This is a genomic window from Streptomyces guryensis, assembly GCF_021261325.1.
In the GTDB taxonomy this organism is placed as follows: domain Bacteria; phylum Actinomycetota; class Actinomycetes; order Streptomycetales; family Streptomycetaceae; genus Streptomyces; species Streptomyces guryensis.
Window position 1 is genome coordinate 1 of sequence record NZ_JAJSBI010000001.1, and the last position, 16,199, is coordinate 16,199.

A 16,199-nucleotide genomic window follows, 5' to 3' on the forward strand; every position below is an offset into this window, starting at 1 on the left:
CATCGAGATGCACGACGAATGGATCGCTTTCCCCCGCCGCTACCTCCCCGAAGGCAGCATGGACAAGATCTACCCACCTGAAGATCCACCCGACACGGCTACACCACTACAGGGGACATGACCCGAAGTGCAGGAGATCGACGATGCCTGGGCGCAGGAGTCGAAGGAGTTCGAGGGGGAGACGGGCGAGGTACCTCTTCGTCTTCTGTCTCCGCACGACGAAGTCGAGACCGACTACGCGCGGATGGCCTGGAAAGTCGCCACCGCGCTCGCCCGAGAACTTCTCGGCTGACCTGGCTATCCGGCGGCGATGGCGGAATACGTCCAGACATCCGCCGGAAGGTCATGTTCGAGCTCCCACGTGATCGCCATCGGCTTGCTGCCGGTGTGTGTTTTGTACGTGCCCGGGCCCAGGAACATCCACGGCTCGGACTTGCCGATGGCGTTGGTCTTGTAGCGGCGCAGGAATAGCAGCACGTGGCTGCCCTGCTCGGCGTGGTGCTGATAGCGCAGCCCGATTCGGGAGTTTGCGGGAGTGTTGCCCTGCGACTCCCAGTGGAAGCGAGTGGGGGTGATCGCGTAGTCCTTGTAGCGGACGCTGGGGGAGAAGTCCTTTTCGTTCTTCTCCAGTGTGATCAGTAGGGCGTCAGTCTTGATCTCCTCTGCCCAAGCCGCTCCTTGGGAGAAGACCCCCGGCATTTGCCCGCCGAGTCGCGCTACGCCGAGCGCCGAGAGGACCTCGGAGCGGTTGTAAGCACTGTGGATCTTCAGGGGGAGGTGGCTGAGCGGGCCCTCCATGGGGATGGGGTAGTGGTCGGTTCGATCGAGGACGTATGTCAGGACCTGCTGGAGCTCATCGCGGAGCAGGTGTTGGACACGAAGGGATTCGAGGCCATCTCGGTAGCTGGTGAAGCCGCCGGCCTTGTCCCACAGGTTGAAGAAGAGCATGCGGGCGTATGCCTGCTCGGTCGGGGAGAGGGAGTCGTAGTCCGGGGCGCCGTCCGCTAGGAGGCGGAGGTATGTGTCGGCTCGGTCCTGGTCGTCCACGTGCAGGAAGGCGTGGACGCGCTTGAGGAGGTCCTCCTCGCCCGGCAGAGGGGCTTCCTTGATGACCCCCGCCTTACGCAGGACTTTGGTCCAGGAGTTGTCGCTCTTGTAGAGCTCCTTGATGTCCCGCCTGCTTTCGCGCAGGTAGGCGTCCAACTTGGGCGTGCTGTAGTCCCGGACCTCTTTCGCCAACGTGTTGATGGTGGCGTTGAGTTGGGTGCGGATGTTGTCGAGGACGAGCTCCTTCGACTTGCCCTCCAGGATGATCTGGCAGCCAGAGGGCAACTGCGGGAAGTCGCGTTCGATGCTGTCGACCAGGCGGTTGCGGGACAAGTTCGTCAGTGCCCGGAACTGCTCCTCGAACCGGAACTCCGCCCGGTGCTGGCCGATGAAGTCCAGCACTGTCAGCACCGGCTTGTTCGGCGTACGGCGCAGACCACGGCCCAGCTGTTGCAGGAAGACGGTCGCGCTGTTCGTGGGGCGTAGGAGAAGCAGGGTATCGACGTCGGGGATGTCCAGGCCCTCGTTGAACAGGTCGACGGAGAAGATGACTTGGATCTTGCCGTTCTTGAGGTCATCCAGCGTCCGATCCCGCTCCGCGGGAGACGAGTCGCTGTCGAGAGCCGCGGCCCGGAGTCCCACCTTGTTGAATTGCTTCGCCATGAAGTGGGCGTGCTTCTTGGTTACACAGAAGCCCAGGGCGCGCATGGCCGCGGGGTTGGAGATCTTGTCCTTGACCTGCTTGAGGACGATGAGAGCCTGTCCGTCGTCGGCCGTGTAGACGTTGCCGAGTTCGTCTCTGTCGTAGTTGCCCGATCGCCACTTCAGCCGGGTCAGATCTGTACCGTCCGGGATTCCGAAGTAGTGGAAGGGGCACAGCAGATCGGCCTCCAGGGCCTCCCACAGCCGCATTTCGGCGGCGATCCGGCCCCTGAAGAACTCGTCCTGCACATTCAGCCCGTCCATCCTCTCGGGCGTCGCGGTGAGGCCGAGCAGTTCGGTCGGCTTGAAGTGTTGGAGTACGCGGCGGTACGTGCTCGCCGTGGCGTGATGGAACTCGTCGATGACGATGACGTCGAAGTGGCCTGGATCGAGCTGTTCCAGCCGCTGGAGATTGAGGGACTGGACGCTGGCGAAGACGTGGGTCCAATCGCGGGGTTCCTGGCCGTTGTGGAGCAGTTCACCGAACGAGGCGTCGGCGAGCACCTCTTGGTAGGTGCGTAGGGACTGCCGCAGGATCTCCTTGCGGTGGGCTACGAAGAGCAGACGAGGACGTTCTCCACCGAGCCCGTCGCGCATGGCGCGGTAGTCCAAGGCGGCCATGACGGTCTTGCCTGTGCCAGTGGCGGCGACCAAAAGGTTTTCGTGGTGCCCGCGGATCTCGCGCTCGACCCGGAGACGCTCCAACATGTCCCGCTGGTGCGGGAAAGGCTGCACTTCGAGGCCGGAGAGGTTGATCTTGAGGTCGTCGCCCAGCCCCTTGCCCCCCGCTCGGGCCAGTGCATCGGCGAGGCGCTCGCCGTCCTCGTCGGGGTCGTAGGACTCGAAGGCGGGATCATCCCAGTACGCGTCGAAGGTCGCCTCGAACTTGTCGAGCACTCGGGGCGTGGCGACCGATGACAGCCGTACGTTCCACTCCAGACCGTCGAGGAGTGCGGCCTTGGACAGGTTGGAGCTGCCCACGTACGCCGTGTTGAAGCCGGTATCGCGGCGGAACAGCCAAGCCTTTGCGTGTAGACGCGTGGACCTGATCTCGTAGTTGACCTTCACTTCGGCGCCGAACTCGCGGACCAGGCGGTCCAAGGCATGTCTGTCGGTGGCACCGATGTATGTCGTCGTGATGATCCGGATCGGGACGTCCCGTTTCTTGGCCGCGCGGAGTGATTCCTCAAGGACCCGTATCCCGTGCCATTTCACGAACGCGCACAGCAGGTCGATGTGATCGGCCGTGGCCAGCTCCGCCCGCAGCTCGGCTCCCAGGTTGGGGTCGTCCGGGGCATTGGTGATCAGCGCGGTCTCGGAGAGGGGAGTCAGCGGACGGATCGCGTAGACACCAGGGGCTTCTTGCTCGGCGAGGGCGAGCAGCTGGCGGGGGCCGTCCGCGATGGAGTGCGTCTCGTCTTCTGCGTCCGGCGCGCTAGCGGCGAGCGACTCCATGATCTGGTTGGCGACGGCGACCTGCTTATTGTGCGGCAGTTGAGCCAGCCGCCGCCCGACAGCTTCGCCGATATGCCGAGCCAGCACGTGCGGTGTGGACTCTGCACTGACTTCCGCATCGATGGCCTTCCAGCCAGCGGCTTCCAGTCCCTCGATCTGATCCAGCAGGTCCTGAGTGACCAGCTTCTCGTAGACACCCGCGACAGGCTGTGTCAAGTCCCCCGATTCCGCCACGACTGCTCCCTAGATCCCTCGTGCCGATATGGATCTGTTCTAACAGCAGTCACTGACAATCGAAGGTCCCCCGCTGAAAAGTGATCGCTTTCAGACAGACAATTCTGGGATGGGACGCGCTGGCCTGAGCCGTGGGGGAGCTCTTCTGTACATGCGTCATGGCGGAAGTGCGGAGCCGACTACGTACGACGCATGACCTGGTACTTCGTCTCTGAACTCGGCCCCGGGTGAGGGACGTCGTGCCAGCCGATCTCCTTCGCCCGCTCCATGATTGCTTCGCGGGCGGCTGAGGCGGCTGTTTCGTCTTCGAAGAATGCGATGGACAGTCCGTTGCCCGTGGCCGGGTCGACGAGGTGGTACGCGCCATGGACTCCAGGAACGCCAGCTGCTGCTTCCAGCACCCAGTCCCGATCGTCGTCGGGCATCGGCTCCCATACGGCTACTCGCGCGATCATCGCTTCCTCCCGTGATGTGTTGGTGCCCTCGGCGTGCCAATCACGCGTGACCAGCTCACGACTACGGCCCAGAAACGATCAAGCGCCGTGGCACTCCCCATAACCCCGCCCCGACCCACACCAACACCCAGCCCCACGCTGCGGCGGCCACTCCACAGCCCGCCCCCGGGCCGCCAGCGTCGTCGCGTACTGCGGCAACAACTCCGCCTCCCCCGGCGAAGCCATCTCCGAGGCCGCGAAGGCCTCGTACGACGGCACCGTCCCCGTCACGATCCCCAGGTTCGGCGTGCCGGAGGCAGCCAGTTCCCGCAGGGACCCCTCTATCGTCGCCAGGTGCTCCTCATGCGACGGGTACTCGGCCGCCAGAGCCGGATACGCCTCCACCAGCTCCGTCAGTTCGCCTGCCGGCCAGTGCAGGACCGCCACCGGGAAGGGGCGGGACAGAGCCTCCCGATATGTCCCCAATTCCGCCCGCAGGCGCGAGATCTCCGCCGCCAGTTCCGCCGGGTTGTCCGACCCCAGGGACCACACCCGCTTCGGGTCGTGGAGCTCGTCCAAGGAGACCGGAGATGAGTGGAGGAGGTCCGCGACCGTGTCCCACTCGTCGTGGGCGACGCCCAGCATGCGGCGTACGCGGTGGCGGCCGAACAGCAACGGATGCGTCGAGTACGGCGGCTCCTCCACGCCGGTCAGGAGCACACGTGCCCCCTCCGTGAACGTCTCCTGGGCCGCCTCCAGCTCGTCGTGGGCCTCCAGGGACTCCGCCACGATCACCCAGGGGGCCGGGTCGCGGGGGGACGCCGTCCGGACGCCGTCGATGATCGCTCGGGCCTCGGCCTCGTGGCCGTACTCCCAGAGGTTGGAGGCCTTGAGGGCGCGTACCAGGTACGGGTTCTCCAGGGCCGCCTGGGACGACAACAGGCGGTCGTAGAGCGTGGTCGCGGCGGGGCGGTCGCCGGACAGTTCGAGGTGGGCCGCGGCCTGGATGAGCAGGGCCTCGGCGTCCTCGGGATACAGGCCGGCGGTCCGCTCCAGGCGAGCCGCTTCGGCGGTGTGGTCGACGTTCTCGGCAGGCGTGTCGGGGCGCATGAGGGAAACCGTACTGCCCAACAGCGGCTAAGAAGAGGTATGTGCTGGTCAAAGCGTGGGGATCGGATCAGGGCGTCTCCCCTGCGTGGGGCTGACCGGGTTCACCTGTCGGTGTTACCTCTCGACTTTTGCTGCGGCCGAGGAGTCTCGCGCCTCAGGAACCTTTGCGGTATTGCAAGACGGGAGCAACTGATCGATCAAGGGCGGTCAATGATCGGGTCAATATCAAACGTAGCGGAACACCATAACGGCATGGACGGGGCAAAAGGGAACCGGATGCTTGTGAGACTCTTCTCGGCTGACCACCGGGGGGAGACACATGCCGGGCGAGTTGAAGGTCCACTTCGAGACCTTGGCTGAGGCCACCGAGGAGCTCGACTCCGTAGCCAAGGCGTTGGAGGAGCATCTCGCGGAGCTGGACCGGGCCGTGAGCCGGATAGCGGAGAGCTGGGAAGGCGACGCACACGAGGCGTTCCACGGCTATTACCAGCAGTGGTCTTCGGCCTCGCGCAGTCTGCACCGCACGGTCCGCACGCTGCACAAGTCCCTGCGCACCGCACACGGCAACTATTCGGCGGCCAGGGCTGCCAACCTGAGGATGTGGGGGCGCCGATGAGCGCGTCCGGATCCGGCGGGAAGCCGATCGGTCTGTATCCCGAGGACCTGCACCGCGTGGCGCTGAGGTTCGCCAAGGGACAGGACCGTCTCGATCGCATCGCCGACACGCTCAACACCGCGCTTCAGAACGCGGCCGGCATGGCGGGCAACGACGACTACGGGAAGAAGTTCGGCGCGAAGTACGACCCCGCTGCGAGGGCCCTTTTCCGTACGCTCGCTGCGGCCGGGCGGGCGATCGGCCAACACTCGACGGGTTTGGTGACCACCGCCAACAACTACCTCAAGGCTGACCACCACTCCAACGTCAAGGCGGCGGTGGGCGGACCGGAGCGGTATCCGGTGCCACCGGTGTTCGCTGACGTGTCGTACCCCGAGCCAGGCTCGGCGATCGGGCCGGGCGACAGCGACGTCCCCGGCGCGATCGCGAAGTACTGGCCCAACGGCCACCAGGACAAGCTGCGCGCAGCGGCGGACGCCTACCGCGCGGCGGCCACCGCGATCGAGGACCTGGGCCAGGATCTGCATCAGCAGGTGCGCACGATCACCGACAACAACAATGACGACTCGGTTGATGCCATGGCCGAGTTCTGGGGGCAGATCTGGAAGGGTGGCCAGCGCGCGGACAAGGCGCCGTTGTCCGCGGTGAAGCACGCCTGCGACGAACTGGCCAAAGCCTGTGAGTCCTTCGCCCACGCCATCGACGAAGCGCACAGCAAGACTGAGTCGAAGCTGGCCGAGGCAGGCATAGCCATCGGGCTCACCAGTGTGGTCGGACTCCTGCTCACCCCGTTCACCGGCGGTGGCTCGGATGCAGGAGCGGCGGCCCTGGACGGCGCGGAGGCCGGCGCCATTCTCGGCGATGTCGCCGTCACTCTTGACGCGTCTGTCACTGCGATCAGCACCGACATGATCGCCGACCTGGAGGTCTACCTCGAAGCCGCCGCAGAGAGCGCCCCTGAGCTGGAAACGGTCGATGCCGAGACCACCGAGGTCAGCCAGGTCCTTGAACGTGAACTCGCCGAAACCGAAGCCCGGGAGCCCGCTGGGGTCGGCGGCCGAGGAGGAGGGGGAAGTGAACCGCCAAAGACCGGTGGAGGCGACGAGCCACCTTCCGAGGAACCCACGCCCGAAGAACAGGCGCGGTTTTCGGAGGCTGCCGAAGAGACACCGGAGCCCATACCCGAGGGCTGGGAACCGCGTGTTGCCGACAACGGCAAGGGGGTTGTGTTCCAGCGCCCGGGAGCTGAGGGAAACGCAGACATGATCAGGGTCATGGACCCGACACCCCGGTATCCGAACGGATATATTCGCGCCTATAATGAATATGGTCAACCTGTGGACGCGGCAGGAAAGCCTGGATCAAAGGCTGCCACCCACATTCCGACCGGATCGTCTTGGAGTTGGTGGCCGAAGTGAGCGATATGGAATTGATTGAGATCGCTGATTACTGGGATCTTCCGGTGGAGGGTTCTGAGGTGACGCGAGTGAGTTTCGACTGGGCGGTCTCCTTGCTCATCGGATCCCCTGAATCAACATTCGAGGTACGAATCGAGGACGGTATCAGGCTGGATACTCCCGAGCACGGCAGCTTGACGATCGACCCCGAAGGGGACCCGCAGCAACTGGCCGCAGCCCTTGTGCTGTTGCGTCAGCCTGTTGCCTACGTGCGTGCACTAAAGAATGGGGAGCTCAACATCGGCCTGGACAATGGCTCGACTCTCCGGGTGTCAGCATCTGATGAATATGAGCCTTGGGAGATCACGGAACCGCGCGGTACGCGCATTGTCTCCACCCCGGGTGGAAGCCTTGCCATTTGGCGAAGCTGAGAAATCCCACGGGACGAAACCACCCCTCAGTTGCTGGCGCAAACGGGGTCTGTTTTATTGGGGCGCTCGCACGTTCGTCGCACTCTTTCTGTTGCTGATGACAGTCATGATATTTGCCATGGCCATTGGAATAACTGTCGGCATCATCGAGGCGGGCGCTCCTCCTTGGGTCATCATTCCTCTGGTGGTGTTGGTTAGCGTGTCGAGCGCCTTCATGAATGCCCGATCGGCGATTCGGAAGCGGCGTGGGCAGGAAAATGTTGGCGACCATGAGCCCCGCCCTGAAAGTGCCCGCAAGAGCGAGATGCGAACACGCGGACGGCGCATGGCTGGTAGCGCTGGAGCGCTTGGCTATGGCCTGAGTGCGCTGGGCGGCATAGGCGCGTTCTTTGTCGTTATTAGCGTGCCGATCGCGGTGGGTGTATTCCCGGTGATCCTCTCGTACTGGTTGAAGCCATTTGCGCCCGGAGAACTCCGCGCCCGACGCAAGATTGCACGCTGGCTCACGCTCCATGGTCGAGAGGATGAGATCTGGGCTGGTTGGAAGATGTCTTGAGTCGCCACGAGAGCATGCAGGCGGGAACTGGAGGTCGGTGTCCGCAACGCCGTGAACGTCGAGTCACCTCGCCCCTCCCACAGCCACCCCCATAACCCCCACCCCCGCCAACACAATCCCCGCCCCCGCATACAGCGGAGCCGCATAACCGAACCCCGCGCTGATGGCCAAGCCCCCCAGCCAAGCCCCCAACGCATTCCCGACATTGGACGCCGATACGTTCGCGCTCGCCGCCAGTGGGACTCCTTGGGCGTGGTCCGTCACCCGGGTGATCATGCCGGGGACCTGGGCGAAGCCGAACACACCCGTCAGGAACACCAGGATCACGGCGGCTGTCGGGCTGCTCGCCAGCAGGCCGAACACGGCCAGCGTGGCACCGAGCGCGGCCAGGGAGATGATCAACGTGAGGTCGCGGTTGTGGTCCGCGGCGCGGCCGCCCGCCAGGTTGCCGAGGACCAGGCCGCTGCCGTAGACGACCAGCAGCCAGGCCACGTCCGTGGTCGAGAAGCCGGTGACCTCGGTGAAGGTGTAGGCGAGGTAGCTGAAGGCGCCGAACATGCCGCCGTAGCCCAGGGCGGTCGCGGTGAGGGTCAGCCAGACCTGGCGGGAGCGCATCGCCCGTAGCTGCCCTGTCAGGGCGCCCCCGGACCCGGCCGCCTTCCCCGCCCACCCCGGCACCAGCACCGCGATGGCGATCGCCGCCACCGCCCCGATCCCCGTGATCGCCCAGAACGTCACGCGCCAGCCCCAGCGTTCGCCGACCAGCGCGCCGAACGGGACCCCCAGCACGTTCGCCACCGTCAGGCCCGCGAACATCACCGCCACCGCCCGCGACGCACGTTCCGGTGGGACCAGACGGCGGGCGACGAGGGAGCCGATGCCGAAGAACGAGCCGTGGCACAGGGCGGCCACGATGCGGCCGAGCAGCATCACCGGGTAGTTCGGGGCGAGGGCTGAGAGGAGGTTGCCGAGGACGAACAGAACGACCAGGCCGGTGAGGACCGGCTTGCGGGGCAGCCCCGCCGTCGCGGCTGTCAGCGCTATCGCGCCCACCGCGACGGTCAGGGCGTAACCGGAGATCAGCCAGCCCGCCGCGGCCTCCGACACGTCGAGGCTCCGGCCCACCTGTGGCAGAAGCCCCGCGATCACGAACTCCGTCAGGCCGATCCCGAAACCGCCGAGCGCCAGTGCCACCAGCCCGGCCGGCATCCTCGTGGAAGGCGGGGAGGGCGTGGGAAACAAGGACGGCGAGGACGTCAGATCGTCACCCCGTCGATCTGCAAGGTCTGTACCGCCTTCCCCGCCAGCGACACCGAGACCGACTTCCCGCTCAGGAACGTGTCCGAGTACGACTTGTACAGGTCCCCGCCCGTCGTCACCGTGTTCCAGCGCGGGACCAGGCCACCCGAACCGCCGCTCACCGTCGAGAAGTTGGAGAGGTTGAAGGTGAAGGTCTGGGCCGACGTCGAGGTGTTCAGCGCCACGATCACCAGGCGCTTCGCGCTCGAGTCGTAGGCCGCGACCGCGTTGCTCACACCCGTGTCGAGGATCTTCATGCCCGGGCGGATGTGACGGCTGAACTGGGCCATCGTGTAGTACTTCGTCTGGACGGCGCCCGCCTGCAGCGTGCTCGCGTCGTACGCGATCATCGCCCAGTTCGAGGACGGGTCCATGACCTGCCAGTAGACCCAGGCGGTGGGGTGCAGCCAGCGGAAGTCGTAGAGGAGGTTGAAGGCGAGGGTGTAGCCGGTGCCGTCGTTGTCGCCGGTCTCCGAGTTCCACAGGGCCTTGCCGGCCGTCGTCACGACGTCGGTGTAGAGCAGGTCCCTGCGGCCGCCCGAGCCCTGGTAGCCGTGGACGTTGACCCGGTTCACATAGCCCTTCGTCGTCGACGAGAAGGAGTTCCACGTCGTGCGGGCCAGGTCGTAGCTCGTCTCGTCCGAGGCCGAGATCTTCGTGCCCGTCAGGCCACGCTTGTCCAACTCGCTGCGGACGTACGGCAGTACGGCGGACTGGACCGTCGAGTCGATGTGGCAGCCCTCCTGGGTGCCGGTCGCCTTCCACCAGCTGGAGCTCGGCTCGTTGAAGGCCTCCACCGTCGCGAAGTTCACGCCCCAGTTGTTCTTGGCGTAGAGGGCCACCGCCGCGAGGTGGGAGGCGTGCTGGCGGTAGTTCCAGGACTGGAGGTTGTTGCCGCCGTCGGAGGCGCCGGACGGGTTGTGGTTCAGGCACATCCACCACATGGGGGAGTTGGCGAACAGCTCGGTGGTCGCCCCGCGCGCGGTCGCCTTCACCAGCATCGCGCGCTGGGTGGCGTCGGCCGTCCACTTCCAGGCCGAGGACGTCGGGTCCTCGTTGTTCCAGTCCTGCCAGTAGCCCTCGATCTGCTTGAACGCCGGGATGTTCGGGGACGCGACCATGCTCGTGCCGCTCACAGAGTTCGAGCTGCACGCGCCCAGGTTGTAGCGGGCGATGTTCAGGCCCAGGCCGGGGAGCGTCGTGCCGTTGTACGCCGTCGACTTGGTGGTGAAGAAGATGTCGGCGAAGTCGTCCCGCGCGCCGAACACATTGGCCCACCAGGCCAGCGAGGTGCCCCAGCCCTCCCAGGTGCCGTACGACGTCCCCGGGTTGACGGCGATGGTGGCGTCCGCGCGTGCGGTGCCGGTCGCCAGGGCGCTGCCGAGGAGGGTGCCGCCCGCTGCGGTCAGCAGGGTTCTGCGTCGGATCATGGCTTCTCCGCCTTCGCCGGGTGACCTGGCCCGTCAGGTCACTGGAGGGAAGCATCGGGTGTGACGGGTGGGGTTGTCGAGGGTTGCGCAAGCCCTTTCTAAAACCTATGTGCGAAGTCCCGAACGGCCCCTGTCGTACGGCTGTCGAACGGCCGGTGCCGTGCGGGTCTGGTGACTTCGGCGTCCGGCCCTTATCGTGCGGGCGGCCCGGTGAAGGAGGTGTACGGATGCGCGTTCCCGTCGTGCAGCACACCACCCGGCGGCAGCGCGCGCGACGCCGGCGTGCGCTGTGGACCGGCGGCGAACTCCTCGTCACCGCGGGCCTCGTCCTCCTGCTCCTCGTCGTCCACCAGCTGTGGTGGACCAACCGGGAGGCCCGGCGCGGCGCCGAGCGGAAGGTGGAGGCGCTGGAGCGGGAGTGGGGTGAGGGGACCGGCGGCCAGGGGGACGGCGACTCCGGTACGGCCGCCCCGTCGGCGTCCGCCCAGCCGAACAGCGGCACCGGCACCGGCACCCGAACCCGCCAACAGACCGCCACCGCCCGGCAGCCCCGCCCCGACTGGTCCCAGGCCTACGCCGTCCTCACCATCCCCCGCCTGGGGCTGCGCGTCCCCGTCGCCGAGGGGGTCAGCAAGCAGGACGTCCTCAACAAGGGGTACGTCGGCCACTACCGCGGCACCGGGCAGCCGGGCCAGGTGGGCAACTTCGCGCTCGCGGGGCACCGGAACACCCACGGTGAGCCCTTCCGGTACATCAACCGGCTACGGGCCAAGGACCTCGTGGAGATCGAGACGGAGAGCGCGACCTATACGTACGCCGTCGACAGGACGCTGCCGCAGACCTCGGCTCGGGACTCCGGTGTCGTACGGCCGATTCCGCGCTCGATCGTGAAGCCGGGGTACGGGTATTCCGAGCCGGGCTACTACATCACGCTGACCACCTGCACTCCGGAGTACACCTCCAGGTACCGGCTGGTGGTGTGGGGCAAGCTCGTTTCCATGCGCCCCCGTTGAGCCCCCGTAGAGCCACAAGCCGAGTCCCGCCCGGCACGCTCGGCCCGGCACGCTCGGCCCGTCGCGCCCGGCCCGTCGCGCTCGGCCCGTCACGCTCGGCCCCGTCACGCCCGGCCCGTCCGCTCGCGCAGCACCAGCACCGCGACCGCCGCCAGCAGGGCCAGGCCCGCCGACACCAGCAGCGCGATGTTCGCGCCGTGCCCAAGGCCGCCCTTCGTGGACGTGACGATCGCGATCGTCAGGGCCACGCCGGCGCACGACCCGATGTAGCGGAAGGTCTGCTGGGCGCCCGAGCCCATGGCCGCGCGGGCCGCCGGAACCGACTCCACCGACAGCAGGGGCAGGGCGGCGTTCAGGAGGCCGCTGCCGATGCCGCCCAGGACCAGTCCGGGGAGGAGGCGGGGCCAGGAGCCCGAGTCGATCGCGCCCAGCATCGCCAGGACGCCCGCCGCGTGCAGGGTGAAGCCGACGGCCAGTTGGTGGCGGGGCGGGACGCGGCCCGCGAGGCGCTTCGCCTGGAGCGCCACCGTGAAGGACAGACCGGACCAGAGCAGGAACAGCCATGCCGTGTCCATGGGGGACAGGCCGAGCGCCTGCTGGAACAGGACCGGCAGGAAACTGAAGAGGCCGATCACCGCGAGGCCCGTGAACAGGCCTCCCGCGGACGAGGCGAGGAAGCCGGGGCGGCGCAGCAGGCTCAGGTCGATCATCGGGGTCGCGGTGCGCCGCTCCACCAGCGCGAACACGGCGACCAGCAGCACGGCCGCCAGGAACAGCAGGCCCACCTCGGGGCGCAGCCAGCCGTCCCGGCCGAGGGTGAGGGCGGCGACCAGGGACACCAGCGCCAGGCCGAAGGTCAGTGCGCCCAGGATGTCCGGGCGGCCGCCCCTCGGCGAGCGGGACTCCGTCAACGTACGGGTCCCCAGGACCGTCACGATCACCGCCGCCGCGCCCAGCACGCCGTACGCCACCCGCCAGTCGGGCATCGCGCCCGCTACCAGGGGGCCCGCCGCGATACCGCCGCTCACGAAGGCTCCCCACACGCCGGTCGCGTGCAGCCGGCCGCGCGGGGTCGGGAAGGCGTGGACCAGCAGGCCCAGACTGCTCGCCAGGATCGCCGCGCTCGCCGCGCCCTGCGCTGTGCGGGCCAGTGTGAACTGCAGGGTGGAGGAGGCCAGGGCGCCGAGGGCCGTGGTGATGCCGAGGGCGAGGGTGCCGGCCAGGAAGATCCGGCGGCGGCCGTAGTCGTCGGCCAGGCTGCCGGCGACCAGGAGAAGGGCCGCGAGGCCCAGCGGAGTGCCGTTGATGAGCCAGGCCTGTGCGGAGAGCGGGGTGTGCAGGGCGACGGCGGTGTCCCGGAGCGTGACCACGGGGGCGGTGTATGTCATCAGGGTCACGGCCGTCGCCGCGCTGGTCAGGGCGAGGGTGGCGCGAGGGTGCGGGGGCGCCTCCGGGTGGGGAGCCGGCTGCTGTGTGCGCGGAGCGCCGCCGACCGGGTCCTGCACCTCGGTTGCATCGGCTCCCGTGAGGGTTCGCCGGTTGCCGGTTCGTTCATTGCTGGTTGCTTCATCGATGGTTCGTTCATTGAACCCAGTCATGTCCTGAAAATAACATCACAGGTTCGGTCACTGAACCAAGGTTGCGGAAAATGGTTACAGTGGACGCCATGGCACTCGGCAAGGACTACGCGACACAGGAGTGCTCCATCGCCCGCGCGCTGGAGATCATCGGCGAGCGGTGGACGCTGCTCGTCATCCGCGACGCGCTCTACGGCGTGCGCCGCTACAACGACTTCCTCGTCCACCTCGGCATCCCGCGCGCGGTCCTCGCCGCCCGCCTCCAGGCGCTCACGGCGGAGGGGATCCTGGAGAAGCGGCGGTACCAGCAGTCGCCGCCGCGGGACGAGTACGTCATCACGGAACGCGGTATCGCCCTGTGGCCGGCCCTCCGCTCCCTCGGCCTCTGGGGCCGGCAGCACTACACCGAGATCCAGCTGCGCTACTTCCGGCACGCCGACTGCGGCACCGAACTCGGGCCGTACGGCGAATGCCCCGCGTGTGCAACCGTCGTACCCGTCGAGGACGTCCTCATGGAGCCGGGACCCGGGCTCGATCCGGACCCGGCGGATCCGGTCAGCCGGGCGCTGCTCGTGCCGAGGAGGCTGTTGCAGCCCCTGGAGCTGCCCGTCCAGCCCGGTCGGGTATAACCGTGGCAGGACGAATGAACGAGTAGCAGTGCGTACGCGGACGAGGGGGGGCGTCATGATCCGTAGCCGGATGGCGATGCCGTTGCGTCCTGCCGCCGTACTGCTCCTGCTGCCGCTCCTCGTCGTCCAGGTCGCGCTGCTCGACACCGGCAGCCTCACCGCCACCGTCGCGCTCGCCGCGACCGCCGCGGCCGGCTCGGCACTCGCCGCCTGCGCCCTGCTCACCGCGCGCAGCGCGCCCGCCGTGCCACCCACGCGGGTGCGTACGGCCATCCGCGACCGTGCCCGCCGTACGGCGTTCCTGCCGCAGCGCGACCCCGACGCCAAGGGGCGGACCCGGCCCCGGGCGCCCGGATCAGCCCTTCCGGCGACCGCCGCGTAGGGCTCACCACCACGTCAGTGACCCCGCGCGGGTCGTCATGCCGCCATGTCCCGGTACCGGCACGACGAGACCCCCGGAGGGCTCACCCATGTCCGTCTTCTCTGTGTTCGCCGACCTGGTCGGACACTTCGCCGACCTGCTCCAGCCGCTGTTCGGCGCCTCGGCGGCGGCCGCCGCCATCGTCCTGTTCACCGCTCTCGTACGACTCCTCGTACATCCCCTGTCCCGGGCCGCCGCGCGCGGGCAGAAGGCCCGGACCGCGTTGCAGCCGAAGATCGCCGAGCTGCGGAAGCAGCACAAGAAGGAACCCGAGAAGCTCCAGAAGGCGGTGCTGGAGCTGCATGCCGAGGAGAAGGTCTCGCCGGTGTCCGGGTGTCTGCCGTCCCTGCTGCAGTTGCCGGCGTTCTTCCTGCTGTACCACCTGTTCTCCAGCACGAGCATCGGCGGGCGGGCGAACGAACTGCTCACCCATCAGTTGCTCGGCGCTCCGCTGGGCGGGCGGTGGGCGGATGCGCTCGGCGGCGGTGGGGTGTTCGGCGGTGCGGGGGTGGTCTATGTCGGGCTGTTTGCCGTGGTCGCTGTTGTTGCCGCGTTCAACTATCGGCGGACGAAGCGGATGATGGTCGCCGGCAATCCCCTCGCCGTGCAGGAGGGCCAGTCGGTGCCGGGGGTCGGTGCCGTCAGCAAGGTCATGCCGTTCATGTCCTTCTTCACGCTCTTCACCGTGGCGGTGGTGCCGTTGGCCGCCGCGCTGTATGTGGTGACCAGTACGGCCTGGAGCGCTGTGGAGCGGGCCGCGCTCTATCAGTAGGCCCGCCGGTTACGGTCCAGTCCGTGAACCGGGTATTGCGGACTGGACCCTGACCTTGGAGGATCGACCAGTCCTCCGATGGCTGCACCCATCGGTCGGGCGCCCCGCGATCGAGGGAGATTGAGACCATGAAGCTGCTGCGAGTCGGTACGGCGGGTGCGGAGACGCCTGCGCTGCTCGACGCCGAGGGGGTTCTGCGGGACCTGTCCGGTGTCGTGACCGACATCGACGGGACGGTACTCGCCGACGACGAGGCGCTCGGCCGGATCCGCGCCGCCGCCGACGCCGGCGAGCTGCCCGCGCTGGACGCCACCGGTCTGCGGGCAGGGCCGCCGGTGGGGCGGATCGGCAAGATCGTGTGCATCGGGCTGAACTACCACGACCACGCCCGCGAGACCGGGGCCCAGCCGCCCGCCGAGCCGGTGATCTTCTTCAAGGCCGCGGACACGGTGGTGGGGCCCTACGACACGGTGCTGGTCCCTCGCCGGTCGGTGAAGACGGACTGGGAGGTCGAGCTCGCCGTCGTCATCGGGCGCACGGCACGGTATCTGTCGGACGACGAGGATCCGCTGGCGTACGTCGCCGGATACGCGGTCGCGCACGACGTGTCCGAGCGGGAGTTCCAGATCGAGCGGGGCGGGACCTGGGACAAGGGGAAGAACTGCGAGACGTTCAATCCGCTGGGGCCGTGGCTGGTGACGGCGGACGAGGTGGGTGATCCGCAGGATCTGTCTCTGAAGCTGTGGGTCAACGGGGAGTTGAAGCAGGACGGGACGACCGCTGAGCAGATCTTTCCCGTGGGGGAAGTCGTGCGGTATGTCAGCCAGTTCATGACCTTGTACCCCGGGGATGTCATTAACACGGGGACGCCGGCGGGGGTTGCCATGGGTGCGGCTGAGCCGAAGCCGTATCTGCGGGGCGGGGACGTGGTGGAGCTCGAGATTTCGGGGCTCGGTCGGCAGCGGCAGGAGTTCAAGGACGCCTAGAGGGGTGGGGGACTGCGCTTTGTGGGCGACCGCGGGTGCATCGTGGTCGCTCGCGCAGTTCCCCGCGCCCCTGAAAGATGCGCAGTTCCC

16 protein-coding genes are annotated in these 16,199 nt (G+C 67.5%); 10 read left to right on the forward strand and 6 right to left on the reverse strand.

Going from position 1 to position 16,199, the window contains the following annotated elements:
• Positions 1-127: 127 nt before the first annotated feature.
• Positions 128-292, forward strand: coding sequence for a hypothetical protein (locus LJ657_RS00005; protein ID WP_232645991.1), 165 nt, complete (start codon positions 128-130; stop codon positions 290-292).
• 5 nt (positions 293-297) lie between these two features.
• On the opposite strand, the gene LJ657_RS00010 is transcribed toward LJ657_RS00005, so the two are convergent.
• The 3 genes from LJ657_RS00010 to LJ657_RS00020 all read right to left on the reverse strand — a co-directional run bounded on the left by LJ657_RS00010 (position 298) and on the right by LJ657_RS00020 (position 4,982).
• A complete protein-coding gene (locus LJ657_RS00010) occupies positions 298-3,438 on the reverse strand; it encodes a DEAD/DEAH box helicase (RefSeq protein WP_308116994.1) in 3,141 nt (1,046 codons plus the stop codon).
• A 179-nt stretch (positions 3,439-3,617) separates the two neighbouring features.
• The gene (locus tag LJ657_RS00015; RefSeq protein WP_232645992.1) at positions 3,618-3,893 is read right to left on the reverse strand and encodes a hypothetical protein; all 276 of its coding nucleotides are present in this window, start codon (positions 3,891-3,893) and stop codon (positions 3,618-3,620) included.
• A 78-nt stretch (positions 3,894-3,971) separates the two neighbouring features.
• The gene (locus tag LJ657_RS00020; protein WP_232645993.1) at positions 3,972-4,982 is read right to left on the reverse strand and encodes an SEC-C domain-containing protein; all 1,011 of its coding nucleotides are present in this window, start codon (positions 4,980-4,982) and stop codon (positions 3,972-3,974) included.
• A 319-nt stretch (positions 4,983-5,301) separates the two neighbouring features.
• Between LJ657_RS00020 and LJ657_RS00025 the strand changes: the two genes are divergently transcribed.
• The 4 genes from LJ657_RS00025 (at position 5,302) to LJ657_RS00040 (ending at position 7,982) form a co-directional block, all read left to right on the forward strand.
• Positions 5,302-5,598, forward strand: a complete 297-nt coding sequence (locus LJ657_RS00025) for a WXG100 family type VII secretion target (protein ID WP_232645994.1) — start codon at positions 5,302-5,304, stop codon at positions 5,596-5,598.
• On the forward strand, positions 5,595-7,016 hold the full coding sequence (locus LJ657_RS00030; protein WP_232645995.1) for a WXG100-like domain-containing protein: 1,422 nt from the start codon (positions 5,595-5,597) through the stop codon (positions 7,014-7,016). Before LJ657_RS00025 ends, LJ657_RS00030 begins: the two co-directional genes overlap by 4 nt.
• Positions 7,004-7,426: a DUF6188 family protein gene (locus LJ657_RS00035; protein ID WP_232645996.1), complete on the forward strand. Its 423-nt coding sequence runs from the start codon at positions 7,004-7,006 to the stop codon at positions 7,424-7,426. Before LJ657_RS00030 ends, LJ657_RS00035 begins: the two co-directional genes overlap by 13 nt.
• A gap of 97 nt (positions 7,427-7,523) precedes the next feature.
• Complete coding sequence (locus tag LJ657_RS00040) at positions 7,524-7,982, forward strand: hypothetical protein (protein ID WP_232645997.1); 459 nt, start codon at positions 7,524-7,526, stop codon at positions 7,980-7,982.
• Between the two features lie 63 nt (positions 7,983-8,045).
• Here LJ657_RS00040 and LJ657_RS00045 read toward each other — a convergent pair whose 3' ends face one another.
• Positions 8,046-9,191 carry an MFS transporter gene (locus tag LJ657_RS00045; RefSeq protein WP_232645998.1) on the reverse strand — a complete coding sequence of 382 codons (1,146 nt, stop codon included), beginning with the start codon at positions 9,189-9,191 and terminating at the stop codon, positions 8,046-8,048.
• A gap of 47 nt (positions 9,192-9,238) precedes the next feature.
• A complete protein-coding gene (locus tag LJ657_RS00050; protein ID WP_232645999.1) occupies positions 9,239-10,711 on the reverse strand; it encodes a glycoside hydrolase in 1,473 nt (490 codons plus the stop codon).
• 227 nt (positions 10,712-10,938) lie between these two features.
• Here LJ657_RS00050 and LJ657_RS00055 point away from each other — a divergent pair, with 227 nt between their 5' ends.
• The gene (locus LJ657_RS00055; RefSeq protein WP_232646000.1) at positions 10,939-11,724 is read left to right on the forward strand and encodes a class E sortase; all 786 of its coding nucleotides are present in this window, start codon (positions 10,939-10,941) and stop codon (positions 11,722-11,724) included.
• A gap of 104 nt (positions 11,725-11,828) precedes the next feature.
• Here the strand turns inward: LJ657_RS00055 and LJ657_RS00060 are convergent, their stop codons facing one another.
• Complete coding sequence (locus tag LJ657_RS00060) at positions 11,829-13,229, reverse strand: MFS transporter (RefSeq protein ID WP_372487780.1); 1,401 nt, start codon at positions 13,227-13,229, stop codon at positions 11,829-11,831.
• A 161-nt stretch (positions 13,230-13,390) separates the two neighbouring features.
• On the opposite strand from LJ657_RS00060, the gene LJ657_RS00065 reads away from it, so the two are divergent.
• From LJ657_RS00065 to LJ657_RS00080, 4 genes are all read left to right on the forward strand, one after another.
• On the forward strand, positions 13,391-13,930 hold the full coding sequence (locus LJ657_RS00065; protein ID WP_232646001.1) for a winged helix-turn-helix transcriptional regulator: 540 nt from the start codon (positions 13,391-13,393) through the stop codon (positions 13,928-13,930).
• 55 nt (positions 13,931-13,985) lie between these two features.
• Entirely contained in the window at positions 13,986-14,312 is a 327-nt protein-coding gene (locus LJ657_RS00070) for a DUF6412 domain-containing protein (RefSeq protein ID WP_232646002.1), read from the forward strand.
• A gap of 88 nt (positions 14,313-14,400) precedes the next feature.
• The gene (locus LJ657_RS00075) at positions 14,401-15,123 is read left to right on the forward strand and encodes a YidC/Oxa1 family membrane protein insertase (protein ID WP_232646003.1); all 723 of its coding nucleotides are present in this window, start codon (positions 14,401-14,403) and stop codon (positions 15,121-15,123) included.
• Positions 15,124-15,251: 128 nt separating this feature from the next.
• Positions 15,252-16,109 (forward strand): fumarylacetoacetate hydrolase family protein, encoded by an 858-nt coding sequence (locus LJ657_RS00080; protein WP_232646004.1) that lies wholly within the window; start codon positions 15,252-15,254, stop codon positions 16,107-16,109.
• The last annotated feature ends 90 nt before the right edge of the window (positions 16,110-16,199 follow it).